Genomic DNA, 20,815 nt, shown 5'->3' with positions numbered 1-20,815 from the left:
CTCATGTTGCCTGCCTTGCTACCCCCGCAAACGCCCGGAATTCAAGTGCGAGGTGCTTTTCCTGTTAATGTTCCCTGATTGATTCGGGGAAGCCGGACAGGGCTGGGCACTTAACGTTCATGGCAAAGGATTCCGACCCACTGGCGGATGCCTTCGGCACCAAGGAGACTGGCGGGCTGTTCTCTGGACTTTTGGCCGAGGAAAGCACGTTCGACCGCGGCATGATGTGGCGGCTGGGCTCCTGGGGCGTTGCGGCCGTCGGCGCCGTCGTCATCGCGGTGATGGCCAACCAGGCTCAGCTCGGCTGGCGGCGCGACCAGGTCGCGTCCGCCGATCTCGCGCGCCAGGCCGACCGGCTTCAGTTGCTGACCAGGGAAAGCCAGAACGAGGCCCGCCGCCTCGCCGCCGCCGTCGAGACGCTGAATGCCGATCGCGACCGGCTCTATTCGCGCGTCACCGTGCTGGAGAAAGGGCTCGATTCCGTCACTGGCGCCATCGCCAGGCAGAGCGCAAAGCCGCAGGACACGCCGGCGCCTGACGCACCGCCTGCGGCGCCCAGCGTCGCGCCGGTCGCCTCGATGCCGGTGCCATCCAGCGACAAGCCGCGCGCGGCAGCCGCCAAGGACCAGGCGAAGGAGCCGACAAAGGACACTGCGAAGGACGCCGCAAAGGAGCCGTCGAGCCCACCGTCGCAGAGCGCGGCCGCGGCCTCCCTCGTGCAGCAGTCGCCGGCGACGACATCGGCGCTGCCGATGCTTCCGCTGGTGCCCTCCAAATCGATCATGGCGCCGCCTGATCCCGCCGCGTCGAAACTGGTTCAACCCGAGACGGCTGAGAAGACAACCGAGAAGACCGCCGAGAAGAAGACCGAGCCGGCGCCCGCCCCGACCGAAGTCGCAGCCGCATCGGCCAAGCCTTCGGAGGCAACCGAAAGCGAGGCTCCCGCGATCGCGGTTCAGCAGACGCGCTTCGCGATCGATCTCGGCGGCGCCAACTCGATCGACGGCCTGCGCGCGCTCTGGCGCGGCGTGACCAAATCCAATCCCGAGATCGCAGCGCTGCGGCCGATCATCATGATCAAGGAAGGCACCACCGGCCTTGGCATGCAGCTCCGCCTGGGTGCCGGCCCGCTGATCAACGCCGCCGCCGCCGCAAAGCTCTGCGCGGGCCTCGCCGAGAACGACCGTCACTGCGAGACCACCGTGTTCGACGGCCAGCGGCTGTCGATGCGCGGAGGGTCGGAGAAGGGACAAGAAAAGTCCCAGGACAGGGTTCAGGAAAAGAACGCCGAGAAGAACCCGGACGCCGCGCCGCAAGCCGAGACTGCACCTGCGCCCGCCCCCACCGCCAAGCCGGACAAGCGCCGCCGCAGCTATTCCTCGAAGCGCTCATCAAAGCGCGAGGAGCCCGCGCCTGCACCTGCCGCACAGCCGCCGGCAGCGCCGGCCAAGCCGGAGACGGCGTCGGCGGGATCGACGTTGTCGTCGTTCTTCAGGCGGTAGGGAATGGTGCGTGCCGATTGGATCGGTTGAGCCACAAAGATGGCGCGCGAGCCAAATGTCCTGACTGCACTGCCAGTCTAACGGCTTGCGAGCGATGGACAGAAAAGTTGGGTCGCCCCTGTTGCCCCCTCCCGTCATCCCGACCATATTGCGCCCATGACAAAAAAGCCCTTCCGCCTCTCGCCCTACCAGGTGCAGTTCCTGATCGTCGTCGGCTTCATCTCCGTCGGCTACGCGCTCTACGTGCGCTATCTCGCGATCGAGTTCTCGCAAGTCGCGCTCGCCTGCGATGCCGGGCTTCAGACCCTGATGTGCAAGGCGCGTTCGGTCTCGACCGTGCTGTTCAAGAATTCGGTGTTCGGCATCGTCGCGCTGGTGGTTGCGACGCTGAACCTGATGCGGCCGTCGATCGTGCTGCTCACCGCCGGAATCATCGCCGCCGGTCTCGGCATCGTGCTCTACAATGTCGTGCTGTCCGGCCTGGCGATCGGCCTGCTCATTCTTGGCTTTGCTCGGCCCGCGCCCGCCACAGCGTGAGCGCGAACAAGAGATACATCGCGCAGGTCCACAGCGACTGCCAGTTGTCGCGGCCTTCGTTGAAGAGCACATAGGCGGCCGACAGCGCGAGCACGCCTGCGAACACCGATTCCGCGATCGGACGCACGCCGATCTGCGGACGGTTTAGCATCAGGATCGCGAACGGCACCACCGCCATCGTCAGCGAGGCGTAGGGGAAATCCTTGTAGCGCGGGTCGAACACGAAGCCGAGCGCCGTCTGTGCCGCGATCACCGCCGCCACCGCCAGCGTCAGGCCGAGCACGGCGGTGAGCTTTGACCATTTCCGTCCCTCGCTCGGGCCGAGCAGGTCGAGGAAGGTCGGCAGGCTGCGGCCGATCACCAACGCCTGCGCGCAGAAGATCGGCGACAGGATGCCGGCGGCGAGCAGTGTGCCCCACAGCAGCCAGCCGCCGATGCCGTAGCTCTCGTAAAACACCTTGTCGGCGCCGACGCCGAGCAGGCTCCCTGCCGTCGTCGCCGAGATGGCGACGCCGAGCCAGGCCGAGAAGCGCGGCGTCCAGGGCCGCCGGCGCAGCGTCATCAGCGCGACCGCGAATACCAGCACACTGAGGCCCATGCCTGCGCCCATGTACCATTTCCAGTACGGGAAATTGCTGATCGGCTCGCCCGGCGGATATTTCAGGCTCCGCCGCACCGAGTCGAACAGGCCCCAATAGCCGCCGACGGTGCCTTCCAGCTTGCGCTTCCACGGCTGGTCATAGGACTCGATCAGATTGACGCGAAACTTCTGCGCCTTCGCCAGGCTGAGGATTTCCGAGACGACGCGCGCCTGGTTGGTGCGCGACGGCAGCGCGCCGTCGCGCATGCGGCCCTCGCTCGGCCAGCCGGTTTCGCCGATCAGGATCTCCTTGCCGGGAAACGCCACCGCCATGCGCTCGCGGATCGTCTCGACATGGGCGCTGGCGAATTTCGCCTTCACCGGGAAATCCTCCCAATAGGGAAGGATATGGATCGTGACGAAGTCGACCGCGTCGTAGACTTCGCGGTTCTTCAGCCAGTACTCCCACACATCGGCATAGGTGATGGGCACGCGGACCTGCGGCTTCACCGAGCGGATGATGGAGACGAGATCGGCCGTCGTCATCTCGCCGCGCAGCAGCACCTCGTTGCCGACGACGAGCGCGGTGATGATGTCGGGGAACTCCTTGGTGAGGCGAACGGCGAGCGCGACCTGCTCAAAGTTCTTGGTGCGGTTGCTGGAGAGCCAGATGCCCTGGAGCACCTTGAGCCCGCCGACCTTGGCGGCGATCGCCGGAACCTGGTCGAGCCCGTTCTCCATCGAATAGGTGCGGACGCAGTCGGTGATCTCCTTGAGCTGGCGCAGGTCCTGCTCGATCTGGTCGGCCTCGATATGGGTCCATGCGTCCAGCGGCGACTGCTCGCCGCGGAACGGCGCATAGGAGACGCACTGAACCTTGTCGGCAGGATCGATCGGGGCGCGCGCGAGCGTGATTGGCGTGGCCAGCCACCACCACACGGCAGCAATCGCACCCAGTGAAACGAGCAGCAGCGCCAGTGGCGTACGAAGTGAAATCGGTTCCGTCCTCCGCGAAGCGCCGTCGATTACCTGCTCGCGCGCCATCTGCCAAGGGGGGTGGCTCGAAGCGGATCCCTCCCTCCCCCAAGGAATTTACCTGCGGCCGTTCGACAGAGGCCTAGGATCGTGACTTTGCTGGACAAAATTCGAAATACAGGTCATGCAACTCGCCGGGAATTTTCCGCCGCATTGGAGACCCATTTGGACGCCATCACCGGCGCGTCCGCGGGACCTGACGCGGGCGGTCAGCGGAGAAGTTGGGGAATTCATGCGGCAACGGGTGCGTCAGTCACGAAATGCGGTCCTGCGGCAGTTCGCCGCCACCTTGGCCGTCACCTCTCTTCTGGCCCTGGCTGGTCTCGCTGGCGCCTCCGCCCAGAGCGGCACGCCCGCCCCCGATCAGGGCAAGGCCGCCGCCCAGCCCGCCGACGCTGCCGCCAAGGACGCCGCCCAGAACCAGCGCCGCACCGACGAGTTCGCCGAAGCCGCCCAGGTCATCAACGGCCCGGCCGGCAACCCCGAATGCGTCTGGCTCGGCCGGCGCGTGGTGCGGCTGATGTGGCGGGACGATCTCGATACCGCGTTCCGTCATCTCGACCTCTACGACCGCTTCGGCTGCCCCGGCGGCCACATCCAGGCCGCCTTCCGCTGCCTGACCCGCTTCGGCGGCCAGATCGATCCCAAGGTCGCCGAGACCTTGGACAGCCGTGTGCATGCCTGCTGGATCAATCCGGCCTCCCAGCCGCAGCAGGCGGCCGCCCAAGCCTCCCAGCCGGCAGCGCCGACATCAGGCAATGCGCCGGCACCGCAGCCCGCCGCGAGCCCCTCGCCTGCGGCAAGTCCGACGCCGGCGCCCCAGAAATAGAAGCGGGTCGCTTCAGCCTCCGTTCAGGAATGATCGGCCAAAGAAACGATTGGCACTGCCGCGCGTTTTTCGAAAAAGGCCATGCCCTCGTAAGGACATGAGGCCATGACAGTTGTGAAACCGCGCGGCAGAGGTATGCTCCATTTGCCGCGGACTCGGTCGGATCTCGGGGTCGGATCCGCTGCCCTGCCACCTCAGCCCCTTTTGGTTTAGCCGCGATGCGCGTTGTCGCCGCCGTTCTGTTGCTCGTGTCAGTGCTCCACGCGGGCATCTGGGGAGTCTTGCGCGACAGGGAACCTGCGCCCGACTTCAGGGGGCTGCTCCCCAGCGTCTCCTACGCGCCGTTCGAAGGCTCGGCCCACCCCGACATCGACAACATCCCGACGGTGGAGAAAATCCGCGCCGACCTGAAGACGCTGTCGACCATGACGCGCGCGATCCGCCTCTATTCGTCGACGGGCGGCGTGGAACTGGTGCCGCCGATCGCGGCCGAGTTCGGCCTCAAGGTCACCGTCGGCGCCTGGATCGACAGGGACAAGGATCGCAACGAGCGCGAGATCAAGGCCGCCATCGAGCTTGCCCGCAAGAACAGCAACGTGAACGGCGTCGTCGTCGGCAACGAGGTGATCTATCGCGGCGAGCAGAAGGTCGAAGACCTCATCGAGATGATCAAGCGGGTCAGGAGCGCGGTCCGCGTGCCTGTGACCACCGGCGAGATCTGGAACATCTGGCGCGATAATCCGGAGCTCGCATCCAACGTCGATTTCATCGCCGCGCACGTGCTGCCCTACTGGGAAAACTTCCGCTCGGACCAGGCAGTCGACCAGGCCGTCGACCGCTACAACCTGCTGCGCAACCTGTTCCCGGGCAAGCGCATCGTGATCGCCGAGTTTGGCTGGCCGAGCGCGGGCTATAATTTGCGCAACGCCGACCCCGGCCCGTTCCAGCAGGCGCTGACCTTGCGCAACTTCGTCAGCCGCGCCGAAGCCATCGGCATGGAATACAACATCGTCGAGGCGATCGATCAGCCCTGGAAGTTCTTCGAAGGCGGCGTCGGTCCGTACTGGGGCATCCTCAACGCCAGCCGCGAGCCGAAATTCGCCTGGACCGGCCCGGTGGAGAATCCTGACTACTGGAAGCTGATGACGATCGCGCTGCTGGTCGGCGTGCTCCTGTCGCTGCCGATCCTGCGGCTGCAGCAGCCGACCGCCAAGCAGGCGTTCCTGCTGTCGGCGACCGCCAACGGCGTCGGTGCCTGGGCCGCCACCGTGTTCGCGTTCTGGAACGGGCACTATTTCATCTTCGGCTCGGCCTTCGCGCTGACGCTCGGCATGATCCTGCTTGTTCCGCTGGTGCTGATCGCGATGGCGCGCATCGACGAGATCGCAGCCGTGGCCTTTGGCCGGCCGCCGCAGCGCCTGCTCGCCAAGGGCAAGCCGGTCGAGAACGTTCCCGAGAATTACTACCCGAAGGTCTCGATCCACATCCCGGCCTACTTCGAACCGGTCGAGATGCTCAAGCAGACGCTCGATGCGCTGTCGCGGCTGAACTACCCGAACTACGAATGCGTGGTCATCATCAACAACACGCCGGATCCCGCCTTCTGGCAGCCGATCCAGGACCATTGCCGCGCGCTCGGCGAACGCTTCAAGTTCATCAACGCCGAGAAGGTGCAGGGCTTCAAGGCCGGCGCGCTGCGCATCGCGATGGACCGCACCGCCGTCGATGCCGAGATCATCGGCATCCTCGATGCGGACTATGTCGTCGACCCTGATTGGCTGAAGGACCTCGTGCCGGCTTTCGCCGACCCGCGCGTCGGCCTCGTGCAGGCGCCGCAGGAGCATCGCGACGGCGATCTGTCGATCATGCACTACATCATGAACGGCGAATATGCCGGCTTCTTCGACATCGGCATGGTCCAGCGCAACGAGGCCAACGCCATCATCGTGCACGGCACGATGTGCCTGATCCGCCGCGCCGCCATGGACATGGCCGGCGGCTGGTCGAGCGACACGATCTGCGAGGATTCAGATCTCGGCCTTGCGATCCAGGAACTCGGCTGGGTCACGCATTACACCAACCACCGCTACGGCCAGGGCCTGCTGCCCGACACCTACGAGGCCTTCAAGAAGCAGCGTCACCGCTGGGCCTATGGCGGCCTTCAGATCGTGAAGAAGCACTGGCGCCACTTCCTGCCCGGCCGGAGCCGGATGACGCCGGACCAGAAGCGCGAATATGGCCTCGGCTGGCTGAACTGGCTGGGCGCCGAAAGCCTCGGCGTGGTCGTGGCGCTGCTCAACCTCGTCTGGGTGCCGATCGTCGCCTTCGCCGACATCGCCATCCCCGACAAGATTTTGACGCTGCCGATCATCGGCGCCTTCGTCGTCTCGCTGGCGCATTTCCTGTCGATGTACCGCGCGCGCGTCGCGATCAAACCCGGCCAGATGCTGGGCGCGATGATCGCGGCGATGAGCGTGCAATGGACGGTGTCGCGCGCGGTGGCGCAGGGACTGATCACCGAGCACATCGCGTTCGCGCGCACCTCCAAGGGCGGCCTGTCCAGGATGTCGATCGAGTTCCAGGCGTTCTGGGAGGCCGTGATCGGCGCCCTGCTGCTGATCGGCGCCGGCGTGCTGATCGCCTCCAACAGTTTCAGGCAGATCACCGAGATCTACATCTTCGCCGGCGTGCTGGTGCTGCAAAGCCTGCCGTTCCTGGCGGCGGTCGCGATCGCCATCCTCGAGCTCAGCCGCATCAACTCGTTCCAGTTCTGGCGCGACAGCGCGATCCGCACCGCCGAGCTGATCGGCCTGCGCCCGGTCGCACTGCCGACCCCCGCCGGCACGTCGCAAGCCGTGCCGAACGAGGTCCGGCGCGAGGCGAACTGACGGTACGAACGGCCTGCCGACGCGGGTGAAACCTCCGCGCACACAAGCCACCGGCGCTGTTCGGCGTGGATAGCGGCCGCCAATCGGGATGAAAATTCCGGCTTAAGCTGCGGACACAGCGAGCAAATCCCCGCTCCTGCCAAGAGTTTCGGCAGCCACCCGCGCTATTGACCTCAGCGCCCCATCCCCCTACACAGCGCGGGCCGAAAGCATGATCCGGAAACAGCCGGTTTTTCCCCGCGACGCGAGCTTAAGCGCAGCGGCAAGACATGCTTCTCGAATGTCCGAAGACGATGGCGATCTCTTGAAGCCATCAGCGGCCATGGGAGCGCGTAGCTCAGCCGGTAGAGCACGTGACTTTTAATCACGGGGTCCTGGGTTCGAGCCCCAGCGCGCTCACCAAGCCGACATCCCACCCGCACTGAAGCCGATGGCCGGCCGGTCAAACTCTCACTTAGCGACATGCGCTCGAACGGCGTTCGCGCCCCAAGCTTGATCTCGAAAATGGCTCGGGCCGCAGCGGTTCCCTGTTGCGGCCATCCTGAGCCGGGCAGCCCCTCACGGATAACGTCTCGGTGAATGAAACCGTTTACCGCGTCACGCGAAGCATTCAGGAAACAATCCGCGCCCAGTCTCCCGTCATTCACGAGGGGATCTCAAAATGATCGTTCTCAAAGTCTTTGCACTTGTTGTTGGAGCTGGCATCCTTTTCACGATGTACTCAGGCGACCTGGGCGCCGACGTCGTGCTCGCCATCATGGCCTGCTTGGCATAACCAAAAGACCCGCCAGCGTGAGCTGGAAGGTCAGTCATCCCAAGCGCCTTGCCTGGCCCTATCCTCAGCTTTCCGGAGCTGAAACCGTAGCCGGCGTAGTCAGCGGAGCTCCACCCACCGAAACAGGCCCAACGGATTGCGGTTGCCGGACCATCCGTTTGCGCATCGCTGCGGACAGTCCATAGCGAGCATTCGCCCTTCGGATCGAGGACGTGACGTCGGACATCATTGCGCCTTGCAGCGAGTCGACCTTCGCAATCAGCGTGGACAATTGCGAAGATATCTTCCTCACATCGACCCGTTCGTCCGTGATGCTCTGTCGCAGCGACAGGAGCACCATTGAGTCCTGCTGCAGCAGAGCCGCATTTTGCTGCAAGGCCTGGCTGTTCTCCTGCAGTGACGCTGTGTGTTGCTGCTGGGCCGACTGGATATCCTTCAAGGCCGCGACAACCGGATCCGGTTTTGGCGCAGCAGCGTCCCGGTGCGGAAGCAGTTCGGCCAGACTGCCGATATTCAGCGACGAAAAATCGGATGGCGACGTATAGATCGCCGCCGAGCCGTTGATGGCGAGGGCGCACACCGACAATATCAGGAGCGATTTCCGGCCGGACTGCTTGATCGGTGCTGGAGCTTCCGCGGCTGCGGGCTTGGATGCTGCTGCGGCGGCTGCAAGTGCTGCAGGGTCGAGTTGTTCGACGAGGCCTGGCGCTTCGAATGTCGTGGTCACGTGTATCGACCTCAAATGAGCGAGCAAAAGGAAGCCGTCGCCGAAACGTCCTCGCGACGCCTCCTTTACGCAGCACCCATCTACACAACTGTCTCAAATTGTGGGCTTTTTGGATTAATTCCACGTTAGCGGCAGGGCTGGCTGGCAGGCCCGGCCACCCCGGCCGATTACGGGGTCCATGCGATGGAACGGGTCATGGAGGACCGGCATCGAAGCGCCACAAAGCCGCGAGACAACACCCTCAAACAGTGTAAGATTCAGCAAAACAGGAGGGAGCGGCATGTTTGAAATCAACGGTTTCGACACGGCAGGCGTCGTCAGCCTGAAGCGGCTGTCACTCGCGGCCGCCCTCAAGAAGGCCAGAGAGCTCGTCGAGGACGGGTGCTGGGACGTCCAGATCGTTGATCCGACCGGCCGCGTATACACCTCGTTTGAGGAGCAGGCCGCCTAGCCACTCCGCCTTCGCTACCCGATGGCACGAACCGGCGCTCAACGCCGGCGCGCCGCGCCGTTGCCAATCGACCCATTTGGGAGCACGCTCTCTCCAGGCGCTGAAGACGCCGCACGGGAGAGAGACATGAAGGAAACGGGCCTGGATGGCCGTCATCGGGACAAGGATGGCGGGATCAGCAAGAAGCACGGCAACACGCTGGTTGGCACGTTGCGCAAGATCTACGGCAAGGGTTTTGCGGCCGGCTATCCCGATGCGACCCAGCTCAGCGAGGTCCTGCTTCAGCTGAACGAGACGTCGCTGAGCCAGCTGCGCCGCGATCACGATACCGGGCATCTGGGGCACAAGATCGATCACGCCTTGAAGTGACGGACTTCACTTGGGTTACGGTGAAGTGCACTGTCACCGTAACTTGAGCGGCGATGGAATCACTCCTCCCTTGAACCGGAGAAAGCTACCGCCAGATTTCGGATAGCGACGCACGAAAGGCGTGGAGCGGTTTTCCGAAGACCGGAGGAAATTTGATCATGCGCACGATGCTGGTCATATTCGCCTTGCTCGCAACGGGGACCGCCGCCGTCGCCGGCTCCGCTGCTCCCGTCTCGTATGATTACCCCTGGTGCGTGTATGGTGGCGAACTCGGCCCTTCCGGCGACTGCTCTTATGAGACGAGAGAGCAATGCCTGGCGTCCGCGTCGGGCCGGTCGAACGTGATATGTTCGGAAAACCGGCGCCTTCTATTCCGGCAGCAAAGTGTGCAACAGCCTCAGGCACCCCGTAGTCGTTGATAGAGATCGCAGGCCCGCCAGCATGAACCGGCGGGTCCAATTTGCCGCTCGATGAACTACGGTGACAGTGCACCTGACCTTGTAGCGCTCGTCGCAATTGCCCAGGTGGGGCGCCATTCGGGTTGGGGCCTCGCTCAGCGTATTTTGTGCACTGTCACCGCAACCTGATGCGGCCATTCCGGCGCCGTGAACGCTGATCGTTGGCCGGATGAGATGCGACTGTCCGACATCGAGTCACGCTGCATCTGCGAGTCACGCTGCATCTGCACCGCTTGCGGCAGGCGCGGCGGCGAGGTTAGACCAGCCTTCGATGATGAACGACGGCCCCGGCCATGGGGGCATTCGGGGTGTGGGAGGCCGGGGCCGCTGGAGGTGCTTGGCCCCTTGGGGAAGGCCTGGCGCCCGTAGCTAGGATCATTCGGCGATCCGCTCTGTTCGCTTTCGGACGCTGGCTATCGGGGCAAACGGAGTAGCCCAACGTTGCGACAGGCGGGGCGCATGTGACAGTCGCGCTTGGCCAGGTTCATCCGGCGCGTCCGCCCCTCACGCCTCGTCCAGCACCTCGAACAACTCCTCCACCCGCTCGAACGGCGCATCGCGCATTTGGCTGTGATAGACGACGCGATCGCCGTCGCGCTGGAGTGACTTTCCTCTCGACTTCCGCAACCGCCCGGGCAGGAACGTTGCAGCCACCGCCCCGAGGCCGACGTCGAGGCGGATGATGCCCCTTCGCTTGCATTCGAGCCTGAGCTTCGCTGCGGCGAAGAAATCGCGCGCGACTTTCGGCAGCGGGCCGAAGCGGCGGGAGGTCTCCTCTTCGAGGTCGACGAGGTCGTCCTCGCTGCCGCATCTTGCGGCGCGCGCATAGAGTTCGAGCCGCACAGGCTCGGAGTGCACATAGGTCTCTGGCAGCATGTCCGCGACCGGCAGGTTCAGGTCGGGCACCCACACCGCGGCCCGCTCCTCATCGGCCTTCTCCGAGGCCATTTTCAGCAGGTGGCTGTAGAGCACGGGCCCGAACACCTGGACGTGGCCGGATTGCTGCTCGGAAAACAGGTCGCCCGCACCTCTGAGATCGAGATCGCGCTCGCTGATGGCAAAGCCGGCGCCCGGCCGGCTGAACTCCTCGAGCACGGCCAGCCGCCTCTCGGACTGCCCGGAATTCGTCTCGGTCAGCAAATGGGCGAACGCCCGGATGCCGCTACGGCCGACCCGTCCGCGCAGCTGATGCAGCTGGGCGAGGCCGAACTTCTCGGGCCAGCAGACCACGATGGTGTTCGCACGCGGAATGTCGAGGCCGCTCTCCACGATGTTGGTCGCGAGCAGGACATCGGCCCTGCCCTCGACGAAGCTCATCATCCGGTCGTCGATCTCGTCGGCAGCCAATCTGCCGTGCAGGCACACGATGCGAAGATCGCCGGCCACCGCCTGCACCCGCGCCAGCATCGGATCCAGATCCTGGATGCGTGGACAGATCAGAAAACTCTGGCCGTGGCGCCGCTGCTCGCGCAGCAACGCCGACGCAATGGCCGCATCCGACAGCGGCGCAATCCTGGTTGCGACCGGGAGCCGGTGCACCGGCGGCGAGGCGATGACGCTGAGGTCGCGAAATCCGGCAAGGCCGGCGGCCAGCGTGCGCGGGATCGGCGTCGCGCTCATCATCAGCACATGGACATTCTTGGCAAGGCTGGAAAGCCTGGCCTTCTCGGCCGCGCCGAAATGCTGCTCCTCGTCGATGATGACGAGGCCGAGATCGTCGAACTTCACGTCCTTCGCGCCCAGCGCCTGCGTTCCGACCACGACCTTGATGCGGCCGCTGCGCAGTCCCTCCTTGGTCTCCCGCAGCTCCGCGCCGGAGGTCGCCCGCGACAGGTTCCCCACCTCGATGCCGAACGGGGCGAAGCGCTTCTGGAACGTCGCGACGTGCTGGCGTGCCAGCACCGTCGTCGGCACCGCGATCGCCACCTGCTTTCCCGACAGCACCACGGCGGCGGCCGCGCGCAGCGCCACCTCGGTCTTGCCAAATCCCACATCGCCGCAGATCACCCGGTCCATCGGATGGCCGGATGCAAGATCACCCAGCACGTCGCGGATCGCCTTGGCCTGATCGATCGTCGTGAAATAAGGAAAACGCGCGACGAACTTCTCATAGGCCGATCCCGGCGGAACCAGCTTTTCGGCGCGCCGCCTTCGGCGCTGGCTGATGTGCTTGGCCAGCGCCTTGCCGGCGATCTGGATTTCGCGCTCGGCCTCGGTGCGGCGGGCCCACCAGGAGCTGCCGTCCGCCTTGTCGAGCGCCAGCTTGCCGGGCTCGGTTGCGTAAGGCCACATCAGGGCCAGATCGGGCGGCGGCACGAGAACCGCGTTGTCGCCCGCGAACACCAGGCGGATCATCTCGCGCAGCGCGCCGCCACCCGTGTTCACGGTCTGCAGGCCGTCGAGCACGGCAAGGCCGCGCTGGAGATGCACGACCACCGTGCCCTGCTCGGGCACGTCGGCATGGTCGAAGGCCGCGCTCCAGGCCCGCGCCATCGGCTGCGGATGATGCGCCCGGCTGCCGAGCACGTCGGACGCGGTCACGACAACGAGAGACTTTTTCCCCGGCACGACGAAACCCGCATCGAGATCGGCCAGGAGCGCCGCCTCGCCGCCCCGCCCGCGCGCCGCCGTGTCCCAATCCGCGCAGCGCGGCGCCTTGACGCCGCTCATCCGCTCCATCACGCGCAGGTCGTCCTCCTGCGCCGCGACCAGGATCAGCCGCGATCCGGCCCGCCGCGTCTCCTCGACGAAGGCACGAAGCGCCTTCCTGGCGGAAGTCAGCTTTGAAAACTCCGGGATGGGCTGGAAGGACGCCGTCCGCGGCAACACCTTCATGCCCCTGGAGAGCTGCTTCCAGTCGCGCCGACCGATGTATTCGCGCTCTCTCTCCGCACGAGGCGCGGCCTCCTCGATCGTGCTCAGCCAGCCGTCGACGTGCAGCGGGACGCCTGCATCGGCGATCCATTTGGCGCGCCCGCAATAGTCGAACAGCGTCGCGCGCTTGCCGCGTTTGCCGGCGAAGCCAAGCCGCTCCGACATGGGATCGACGAGAAGCTCGCTGGTCTCGAAGATGATGTCGTGCTCTTTCGGGTCGAACGCCACGATCCGGCTGATCGCGCGGCCTGAATGCTCGATCCGGAACGGCCCCAGCGCGCCCGCGGGAAATATCTCGAAGGTCTGTCCGTGAAACAGGGCTCCGCCCGGATAGTCCGGCTCGTCCTCCAGATCGTATCCCAGGGCTTCGAGGCGTCCGCGCAGGTCGCGCTCGGAAAACGCGCCGCCCACCTTCAAGCTCACGCTCAGGCGCGACAGGCTCGCAGGCGGCGGCAGGCGCTCCATCACGGCTTCCGCCGTCGAGACCAGAAAGAGCGGTTTCCTGGATTTTGCGAGGCGTCGCAGCACGGAGGCTCTGCGCCCTGCGAGTTCGTGGGACGGCTCGAGCTGATCGAACGGCAAAGTGTTCAATCGCGGAAACACCAGGACCTCGCAGGAGGGATCGAGCGCGTGAATGACGCTGCCGAGCCGCTCTGCCCTGTTCTCGCTCTCGGCGAGAAAAACGATGCCGCTGCGTCCGGACTGCTTCCATTGTGCAAGCAGATGGAGCGCCATCGAACCGAGGGGCGACGAAGACGAGATCGTGGCGCGCTGCGACCCTTTGCCTTTCTTTGGCGATGTCTTGGTCGCCTTCGCCTTTTTGGTAAGCCTCACTTGAATCCGTCTCTGGTCGTAGACTGTCACCCACCGAACGCGAGCCGCCGCATTGTCGATTCGCTGCTCGCCGCCATGCATATGGGATTTGCCCTGCCAACGCACGCCTCGTGGCAACGTTCGGGACGCCATTGCGCTCCCGAAATCTTTGGCTGTTGATCGCCCTACGGACGGGGAACTCGCCGCTTCCGACGCGGCGCAGGATCGGCTTCTTTGGATGCAAGGGCTGCTGCGATCGAGCGCGCCCTGCTCGCATGGCCGGCACGAAAAACCCCAGCGCCTGGACGCTGGGGTGTTTCGTCAAAATATTAATTGGTCTGGCAATGACGCTTTCATAGCAGCGAATGCGCCGCGCGCGTGTGAACTGGTTCACACGCCTTGTTGGTTGTTGGCGCGGCCCGACCAATGCGGAACGGGGTACCGCGCCTCCGGTTTGAACCTGCACACGCCGCGCGCTAGGATGCCCCATTTTACGGAGGCTCATTTGAAACCATTCATTTTCATCGCCGCCATCGCACTCCTTGTGACGGCCCCCGCCCGCTCGCAACCGCTGGTCGATCCGAACAAGGTTGCTCCTGAATACCGCGAGGCGGCCGAGAAGCGCGCCGCGCCGAGCAGTTGCGGCAACGCGAATGCGCGATGAAGGCGGATCTGGAGAAGGTGCTGCCCAGGGATCGCACCGCCTTTCTCAACCATTGCCTGGACATGATGGCGGCTAAGCAATAGCGGCTGGCTGATTGACAGCTCCAACGAGCTCCCACCGCCGCCAGTCGCGACGGGCCGATGACGCCTGGCCGCGTTTTGCGAGCATCGCGTTCGTGCGCGCGACATCGGCTGCGACGAGACCTCTCGGAATGCCGCGAAAGCCTTCAGGCTTTCTTCAGACATTTGCGATCACCTGACCACCCATTTCCATCGGTCATTGTCGGTCGCGTATGAGTTTCGTCCAGATTCAGTGCACGCGCTGCAAGTCCGTGTTCCGCGATCGCGCCGGACGGTTGCAGGACGGCTATTCCAGGCAATGTCCGAGTTGCGAGGTGGTGCTGTTCTTCGCCGAGGATTCGCAGCACCCTTTCGTCAAGCGCGCGATGCGCAATGCGCGCAAGGCCCGCAAGGAGCAGCGCGAGGCCGAGGCGGCCAGGCGCGTCGCGCCGGAGCCGCGCGCGGCGCGATCATTCGCCGGGCGGGGCCGTTCGGTGGACCGGGAGGACTAAAGCGAAACGGCCATAGGTTGAATTGATTGGCCGCAGGCTCGTTCGACCTTCCCCGCATCTGCCGTCGCCAAGACTTCGGCGGACAAGAGCGGGAGAGCGAGCGCACCTCCGTTGTCGCAGCAATCAAAACCTCATCTCGTCGTGCTTTGGCTTACCGCTGCCGCTTCCGCGGAAACAGGCGGTCGCGGATATAGCGCGAGGTCGGGGTCAGGCGGATGCCGCGCGGCTTCTGCCAGGCGGCGCGGTCGATCTCCTTCTTGTCGCCGATCGCGAGCCTGCCCTTGGCGCCTTTGGCGATGAAGATCGCATCGCTCATCTTGCGGCCGGAGCGCTTGTTCCTGGCCTTCACTTCCTTCCAGAGGCTGATCCTGCCGAGCTTCAGCTCGGGCAGCTCCTCCTTGATCTCCCGCCGCAGGCAGTCCTTCTCGGACTCGCGCGCGCGTTTGCGGCCGCCCGGGAACATCCACAGGCCGTCCGACCGGCGTCTGACCAACAATACCTTGCCGCGCTTGGCGGCGACCAGCTTGGAAGACTTCGCCATTACTGCCGCAATCGAAAATAGAATCGTCCTGATCGTAACTTGTCTAGTCGGATAGACAAGTTCGGGACGCGCCTTGATCACAGGCCGCGGGCCGTCGGACCAGCTGCGACACGGCGGGCAGATCGCGCCGTTCGAGGGCGCGAGATCAACCTTTGCTCGCCCTCGCGCCCGCCTCCGCCCGGTCCTCTGTCCTGATCCAGGCCATCATCATCTCCCAGGCCACGGACAGGATGATCGGCCCGATGAACAGGCCGACGATGCCATGGGCGAGCGTGCCGCCGATCACGCCGACGAAGATCACGATGGTCGGCGTGGTCAGGCCACGCCCCATCACGAGCGGCTTCAACATCGTGTCGATGAAGCCGACCAGGACGAGAAACACCGTGAGCAGCAGCGCCGTGGTGACGTCCTTGGCGGTCCAGATCCAGATGATCACCGGCAGCAGCACCAGGAAGGCGCCGATCTGCACGATCGAGAGCAGCAGCACGAGGAAGGCGAGAAGGCCGGCGCTCGGCACGGCCGCGAGCTTGAAGCCGATGCCGGCGAGCAGTGCCTGCACGATCGCGACGCCGATCACGCCTTGCGCCACGGCGCGGATGGTCGCGCCGGCGAGCCCCAGGAAATGCTCGCTCTGTTCGGGCACGATGCGAAACAGGAAGCCGCGGCCGGCCGCAACCAGCCTCGGTCCATGCGGGAACAGGAAGCCGGCCACGAACACCGAGACCAGAAACTGGAGCGTGCCGACGCCGGCATCGCCCGCGAGCGACAGAAGCGGTCCCGCCAGTGGCTGGAGATACGGCGCCACTTCCCGCAGTACCGCGCGGATGTTGGTATAGGCCTGGTCCCAGAGTTCGTAGAGCCACGGGCCGACGATCGGCCACGACTTCAGCTGCTCCGGCGCCGACTGGAGCGCGAGGTCGCCGGTACCGAGCTGGTGCGCCAGTTCGCGCGCGCCGTCCACCGCACTGATGCCGAGCCAGGTTGCAGGGCCGATGACGATGCCGAGCGTGATCAAGGTGAGGATTGCCGCTGCGGTCTTGGGCCGCCCGCCGAGGATTTTCGCGACCCAGCTGAAGGCCGGGTAGAACGCGACCGCGAGCACGCCACTCCAGGCCAGGATCGGCACGAACGGGCGGATGATCAGGAAGGTCCAGATGATCAGCAGGGCGAGCAGGCCGAGCCGGATCACGAGCTGGATGATGTCCTCTCCCGTCAGGAGCTGACGGAGACTTTTCACGGGCACGACCTTCCTTGCGGCATCGACGCGGGTTCCGGCTCTTGCACGGGCAAGCCGTTATTGCCAGCCCCGGGCCGGGCGTCAAGACGAGGCGGACTCGCGCCCGGCGCCGTACCCGGGACACTTGACCGGGACAAGCGGCCTGACCAGACCTGCGACTGATCCTGCGGCGACGCCGGCGCGGCTAGAAGTGGTAGTTCACGCCCACCGTTCCGGTCTGGATGTTCAGCTTCACGTTGGCGGGCGTCGCCACCAGATTGCCTGTCGTCACCGGCTGTTCGGTGATCGCGCCAAAGCTCATGTAGTTGTACTCGGCCCTCACCGACCAGTTCGGCATGAACATCCACTCGACGCCGCCGCCGGCGAGCCAGCCGGTGCGGTTGAAGCTGCCCGAGGCGGAACCGGCGAGCGCGCCGGCAAGGCCATTGTTCACGTAGTATTTGTCCCGGGTGAAGGCCGCACCGCCCTTGGCGTAGAGCAGCACGCGGTCGAAGGCGACGCCGAAGCGGCCGGCCACCGTGGCGATATAGTCGTTCTTCAACGAGAAGATGAAGCCGGCGCCGCCGCCGAACGGGCTGTTGCTGGAGAGCGTGACGCTGGACCAGGCGCCGGTGCCCTCAAGGCCCAGCACGACATTGCTGATCTGGTAGTTGCCGCCGATCTGGCCGCCGACCACGCCGCCGCTGGCCGTGACCGAGCTCCAGGTCGCCGTCGGATCGGCCGGATCGATACCGGTCCACCTGCTCCAGGCGCCGCCACCATGCGCGCCGATGTAGAAGCCGGTCCAGCTGAAGATTTGAGCCGCCACCGGCGCCTTCACCGGCGCGGGCGCGATGATATCCGCGGCGAATGCCGGCGTTGCCAGCGACAACAGCGCAGCCGTCAGAACGAGCTTCGTCCCCATGATCTCACCCCCATTGATGCGCCTTCCAACCGAGGCGACCCGGGTGAAATCTAGCTGCCGGATCAGGCGCGCGCTTGGACCCGTCGGCGGCGCGACTTGGACTGACCGGCGCTCCGCGACCCGGGAAAATCCTGCAAGATCTGCGTCCGAAGACGGGTTTGGCTAACGGTGATTAACCGGATTTCCGCCGACCGGTTTACGCCGGTGCAAAGGCTCGCTCGTACCCTTCTCGCCAAGCATCTGGGGACACTGAGTTTGCAATGGCCAACAGCATCTGGACGACCGAAGAATTCACCTGCGCGGGTTGCAGCATGAACTACACCGCGACCAGGGAAGAGCACAGCGAGGCGCATTCCGGCAGCTTCAAGTGCAGAATCTGCAGCGGCGTGGTGCACGCATGGTCCGGCAAGCATCACTTCTTTGGCTGGCAAGCCGTGAAGACGAAGCCGCCGGTATTCGGCCGGCGCTGGGCCGGCGTCGGCTGGTAGGCGACAGCCTTACAGGTGTGTCGTAGCCCGGATTGAGCGCAGCGCAATCCGGGAGCGCTGTCGCCGCATTGCTCGACCTCCCCGGATTGCGCTGCGCTCCATCGGGGTTACGAGACCCTCGTAAAACGCGCAGTGCTTAGTAGACATGGCTGACACCTTTGCCAGCTTGCGAAGACGGCCGCGAGAGCGCGAAGGTGCGTCCAGTGTTTGAAGAATCGGATCGAGGTTATCCGTGCCCCGGACGCAGCGCAGCGTCTCTTCGACGGTGCGCTGCTGAGCCGGGGCCCATCTTTCAGAGCCCTCGCTGAGCATGGGTCCCGGCTCTGCGCCGCAACGTGAAGGACGTTGCAGCGCGTCCGGGACACGAGACTGAGCGAGCCGCCACTTCTGCTACGCCGCGTCGCCGGCTAAACTTCCCTTCCCCGCAATCGAAGCCGACACGCAATGACCGCACCCTTCGTTCCCCAGATCGCCCTCTATCGCAACTGGCTCGCCGCGCAGCGCGGCCTCAGCTTCGGCAGCTACGAAGAGATGCGGCAATGGTCGGTGCGCGATCTCGACGGTTTCTGGCGCAGCATCTGGGATTATTACGATCTGCGATCGCCGACGCCGTTTGCGGCGGTGATCACCGAGCGCAAGATGCCCGGCGCGGTCTGGTTTCCCGGCGCACAGGTCAACTATGCCCGGCAGGTGTTCCGGCATGTCGAGGCGGCCGACGCCGCCGGCCTGCCCGCGATCGTCAGCGGCGGCGAGGACGGCAGGCTGAGGGAAACGAGCTGGCCGGAGCTGCGGCGCAAGGCCGCCGCGCTCGCGCTGCATCTGAAGGATAACGGCATCAGGCCCGGCGACCGCGTCGCGGCCTATCTGCCCAACATCCCCGAGACCATCATCGCGTTTCTCGCGACCGCCAGCATCGGCGCGGTCTGGAGCGTCTGCGCACCCGATATGGCCGCGCCCGCCGTGATCGACCGCTTCAAGCAGATCGAACCCAAAGTGCTGATTGCCTGCGACGCCGTCACCTATGCCGGCCGGCAGCACGACCGGCGCGACATCGTCGCCGAGCTGCGGCGATCGCTGCCCACGGTCGAGCATGTCATCCTGCACAGCGAGGCTGATGCTGCCGCCGCACCTGATGCCCTGCTCTCCGAGATTGTCGCAAGGACCAGCGCTGCGATCGACGCGTTCGAGCCGGCCTGGCTGCCGTTCGATCATCCGCTCTGGATCGTCTATTCCAGCGGCACCACCGGCCTGCCCAAGCCGATCGTGCACGGCCATGGCGGCATCGTCATCGTGGTGCTCGCGCTGCTCGGCCTGCACAACGACATCGGCTGCTCCTATCAGCAGAATTCCTTCGGCGAGCGCTATCACTGGTACTCTTCGACCGGCTGGATCATGTGGAATTCGCAAGTCGGCGGCCTGCTCAGCGGCACCACCTGCTGCATCTTCGACGGCAGCCCCGGTGGCACGAAGGACAAGCCGGACTGGACCACGCTGTGGCGCTTCGTGGCGCAGTCGAAGGCGACCTTCTTCGGCGCCGGCGCGGCGTTCTTCGCCAACTGCGCCAAGGCCGAAATCGATCTCGCCGCCGCCGGCGATCTGTCGCGGCTGCGCTGCCTTGGCTCGACCGGCTCGCCGCTGAGCGCCGACACGCAAGCCTGGTTCAACGACCGCTTCGCCGCACTGTCGAAGACCAATGGCAGCAAGGCGCAGGCGGACCTCTGGTGGGCGAACATTTCCGGCGGCACCGATTTCGCCGGCGCGTTCATCGGCGGCAACCGCGAATTGCCGCAGACGCCCGGTGCGATGCAGTGCCGCCTGCTCGGCGCCGCCGTCGAAGCCTTCAGCGAACAGGGTCGCGCCGTCACGGGCGAGGTCGGCGAGCTCGTCTGCACCGAGCCGATGCCGTCGATGCCGCTCTACTTCTGGAACGACGAGAACGATGTGCGCTATCGGTCCAGCTATTTCGAGACCTATCCGGACAATTTCGACGGCAGCGGCCGCGGCCCCGTGTGGCGGCACGGCGACTGGCTCAAGGTCGATCCGGACGGCTCCTGCATCATCTATGGCCGCAGCGATGCGACCATCAACCGGCACGGTCTGCGCATGGGCACGAGCGAGCTCTATTCCGCCATCGAGGCCTTGCCCGAGGTGCTCGACTCCCTCGTCGTCGACCTCGAATATCTCGGCCGCGACAGCTACATGCCGCTGTTCGTGGTACTGCGCGACGGCGTCGCGTTCGACGACGCGATTCGGGCCAAGATCAACAAGGCGATCGAGGCCGGCCTGTCACGCCGCTTCCTGCCGAACGAGATCTTCGCCGTCGCCGAGATCCCGCGCACGCTGTCGGGCAAGAAGCAGGAGCTGCCGATCAAGAAGCTGCTGCTCGGCCACCCCGTCGAGAAGGTCATCAACAAGGAGGCAATGGCCAATCCCGCCTGCCTCGACTGGTATCTCGCCTTCGCGCGCGACTATCTGGCGCGGAACGCGGCCTGAAGGGGATCGCCCCAATTGCGCCAATGCCGTTTGCACTCCGTTCACCGATCGCCGCTAGATCAGGATAGATCTTCCGCAA

16 protein-coding genes, 1 tRNA gene and 1 pseudogene are annotated in these 20,815 nt (G+C 65.2%); 12 read left to right on the top strand and 6 right to left on the bottom strand.

Translation table 11 applies throughout. The annotated features are described in order from the left end of the window. The first annotated feature begins 119 nt into the window (after window positions 1-119). Both E4K65_RS18205 and E4K65_RS18200 read left to right on the top strand, forming a co-directional pair. Window positions 120-1,502 carry a hypothetical protein gene (locus E4K65_RS18205; protein WP_135175337.1) on the top strand — a complete coding sequence of 461 codons (1,383 nt, stop codon included), beginning with the start codon at window positions 120-122 and terminating at the stop codon, window positions 1,500-1,502. 156 nt (window positions 1,503-1,658) lie between these two features. Next, window positions 1,659-2,039 (top strand): hypothetical protein, encoded by a 381-nt coding sequence (locus E4K65_RS18200; RefSeq protein WP_135175336.1) that lies wholly within the window; start codon window positions 1,659-1,661, stop codon window positions 2,037-2,039. On the opposite strand, the gene E4K65_RS18195 is transcribed toward E4K65_RS18200, so the two are convergent. Continuing rightward, window positions 1,999-3,663, bottom strand: coding sequence for a glycoside hydrolase family 17 protein (locus E4K65_RS18195; protein WP_135175335.1), 1,665 nt, complete (start codon window positions 3,661-3,663; stop codon window positions 1,999-2,001). The genes E4K65_RS18200 and E4K65_RS18195 overlap by 41 nt on opposite strands. A gap of 223 nt (window positions 3,664-3,886) precedes the next feature. On the opposite strand from E4K65_RS18195, the gene E4K65_RS18190 reads away from it, so the two are divergent. The 3 genes from E4K65_RS18190 to E4K65_RS18180 all read left to right on the top strand — a co-directional run bounded on the left by E4K65_RS18190 (window position 3,887) and on the right by E4K65_RS18180 (window position 7,773). Next, window positions 3,887-4,483 carry a beta-1-3, beta-1-6-glucan biosynthesis protein gene (locus tag E4K65_RS18190; RefSeq protein ID WP_135175334.1) on the top strand — a complete coding sequence of 199 codons (597 nt, stop codon included), beginning with the start codon at window positions 3,887-3,889 and terminating at the stop codon, window positions 4,481-4,483. Window positions 4,484-4,701: 218 nt separating this feature from the next. Beyond that, the gene (locus E4K65_RS18185) at window positions 4,702-7,371 is read left to right on the top strand and encodes a glycosyltransferase (RefSeq protein WP_135175333.1); all 2,670 of its coding nucleotides are present in this window, start codon (window positions 4,702-4,704) and stop codon (window positions 7,369-7,371) included. 326 nt (window positions 7,372-7,697) lie between these two features. Continuing rightward, window positions 7,698-7,773, top strand: a tRNA-Lys gene (locus E4K65_RS18180). Window positions 7,774-8,210: 437 nt separating this feature from the next. On the opposite strand, the gene E4K65_RS18175 is transcribed toward E4K65_RS18180, so the two are convergent. After that, window positions 8,211-8,879, bottom strand: a complete 669-nt coding sequence (locus tag E4K65_RS18175; RefSeq protein WP_167770929.1) for a hypothetical protein — start codon at window positions 8,877-8,879, stop codon at window positions 8,211-8,213. 274 nt (window positions 8,880-9,153) lie between these two features. On the opposite strand from E4K65_RS18175, the gene E4K65_RS47320 reads away from it, so the two are divergent. The 3 genes from E4K65_RS47320 to E4K65_RS18165 all read left to right on the top strand — a co-directional run bounded on the left by E4K65_RS47320 (window position 9,154) and on the right by E4K65_RS18165 (window position 10,112). Further along, window positions 9,154-9,324 (top strand): hypothetical protein, encoded by a 171-nt coding sequence (locus E4K65_RS47320; RefSeq protein WP_167770913.1) that lies wholly within the window; start codon window positions 9,154-9,156, stop codon window positions 9,322-9,324. A 126-nt stretch (window positions 9,325-9,450) separates the two neighbouring features. Next, complete coding sequence (locus tag E4K65_RS18170; RefSeq protein ID WP_135175332.1) at window positions 9,451-9,693, top strand: hypothetical protein; 243 nt, start codon at window positions 9,451-9,453, stop codon at window positions 9,691-9,693. Window positions 9,694-9,851: 158 nt separating this feature from the next. Further along, window positions 9,852-10,112 carry a DUF3551 domain-containing protein gene (locus E4K65_RS18165; protein ID WP_135175331.1) on the top strand — a complete coding sequence of 87 codons (261 nt, stop codon included), beginning with the start codon at window positions 9,852-9,854 and terminating at the stop codon, window positions 10,110-10,112. Window positions 10,113-10,655: 543 nt separating this feature from the next. Here the strand turns inward: E4K65_RS18165 and E4K65_RS18160 are convergent. Further along, a complete protein-coding gene (locus E4K65_RS18160; protein ID WP_167770928.1) occupies window positions 10,656-13,760 on the bottom strand; it encodes a DEAD/DEAH box helicase in 3,105 nt (1,034 codons plus the stop codon). Window positions 13,761-14,343: 583 nt separating this feature from the next. On the opposite strand from E4K65_RS18160, the pseudogene E4K65_RS48745 reads away from it, so the two are divergent. Then, window positions 14,344-14,585 (top strand): annotated as a pseudogene (locus E4K65_RS48745) (hypothetical protein). A gap of 311 nt (window positions 14,586-14,896) precedes the next feature. Next, the gene (locus E4K65_RS50035) at window positions 14,897-15,073 is read left to right on the top strand and encodes a hypothetical protein (RefSeq protein WP_430649032.1); all 177 of its coding nucleotides are present in this window, start codon (window positions 14,897-14,899) and stop codon (window positions 15,071-15,073) included. A 151-nt stretch (window positions 15,074-15,224) separates the two neighbouring features. Here the strand turns inward: E4K65_RS50035 and E4K65_RS18140 are convergent, their stop codons facing one another. From E4K65_RS18140 to E4K65_RS18130, 3 genes are all read right to left on the bottom strand, one after another. Then, complete coding sequence (locus E4K65_RS18140) at window positions 15,225-15,614, bottom strand: NUDIX hydrolase (RefSeq protein WP_027542915.1); 390 nt, start codon at window positions 15,612-15,614, stop codon at window positions 15,225-15,227. Between the two features lie 145 nt (window positions 15,615-15,759). Next, on the bottom strand, window positions 15,760-16,857 hold the full coding sequence (locus tag E4K65_RS18135) for an AI-2E family transporter (RefSeq protein WP_135175329.1): 1,098 nt from the start codon (window positions 16,855-16,857) through the stop codon (window positions 15,760-15,762). A 178-nt stretch (window positions 16,858-17,035) separates the two neighbouring features. After that, window positions 17,036-17,755, bottom strand: a complete 720-nt coding sequence (locus E4K65_RS18130) for an outer membrane protein (RefSeq protein ID WP_167770912.1) — start codon at window positions 17,753-17,755, stop codon at window positions 17,036-17,038. A gap of 260 nt (window positions 17,756-18,015) precedes the next feature. Between E4K65_RS18130 and E4K65_RS18125 the strand changes: the two genes are divergently transcribed. Together E4K65_RS18125 and E4K65_RS18120 are read left to right on the top strand one after the other, a co-directional pair. After that, window positions 18,016-18,243, top strand: coding sequence for a hypothetical protein (locus E4K65_RS18125; RefSeq protein WP_027542918.1), 228 nt, complete (start codon window positions 18,016-18,018; stop codon window positions 18,241-18,243). Window positions 18,244-18,687: 444 nt separating this feature from the next. Further along, entirely contained in the window at window positions 18,688-20,736 is a 2,049-nt protein-coding gene (locus E4K65_RS18120) for an acetoacetate--CoA ligase (protein ID WP_135175328.1), read from the top strand. Window positions 20,737-20,815: the final 79 nt, after the last annotated feature.

Source organism: Bradyrhizobium niftali, from assembly GCF_004571025.1.
GTDB lineage: Bacteria > Pseudomonadota > Alphaproteobacteria > Rhizobiales > Xanthobacteraceae > Bradyrhizobium > Bradyrhizobium niftali.
The sequence above is the reverse complement of the archived record's forward strand: the minus strand, read 5'-3'. Positions and strand labels throughout refer to the sequence as shown.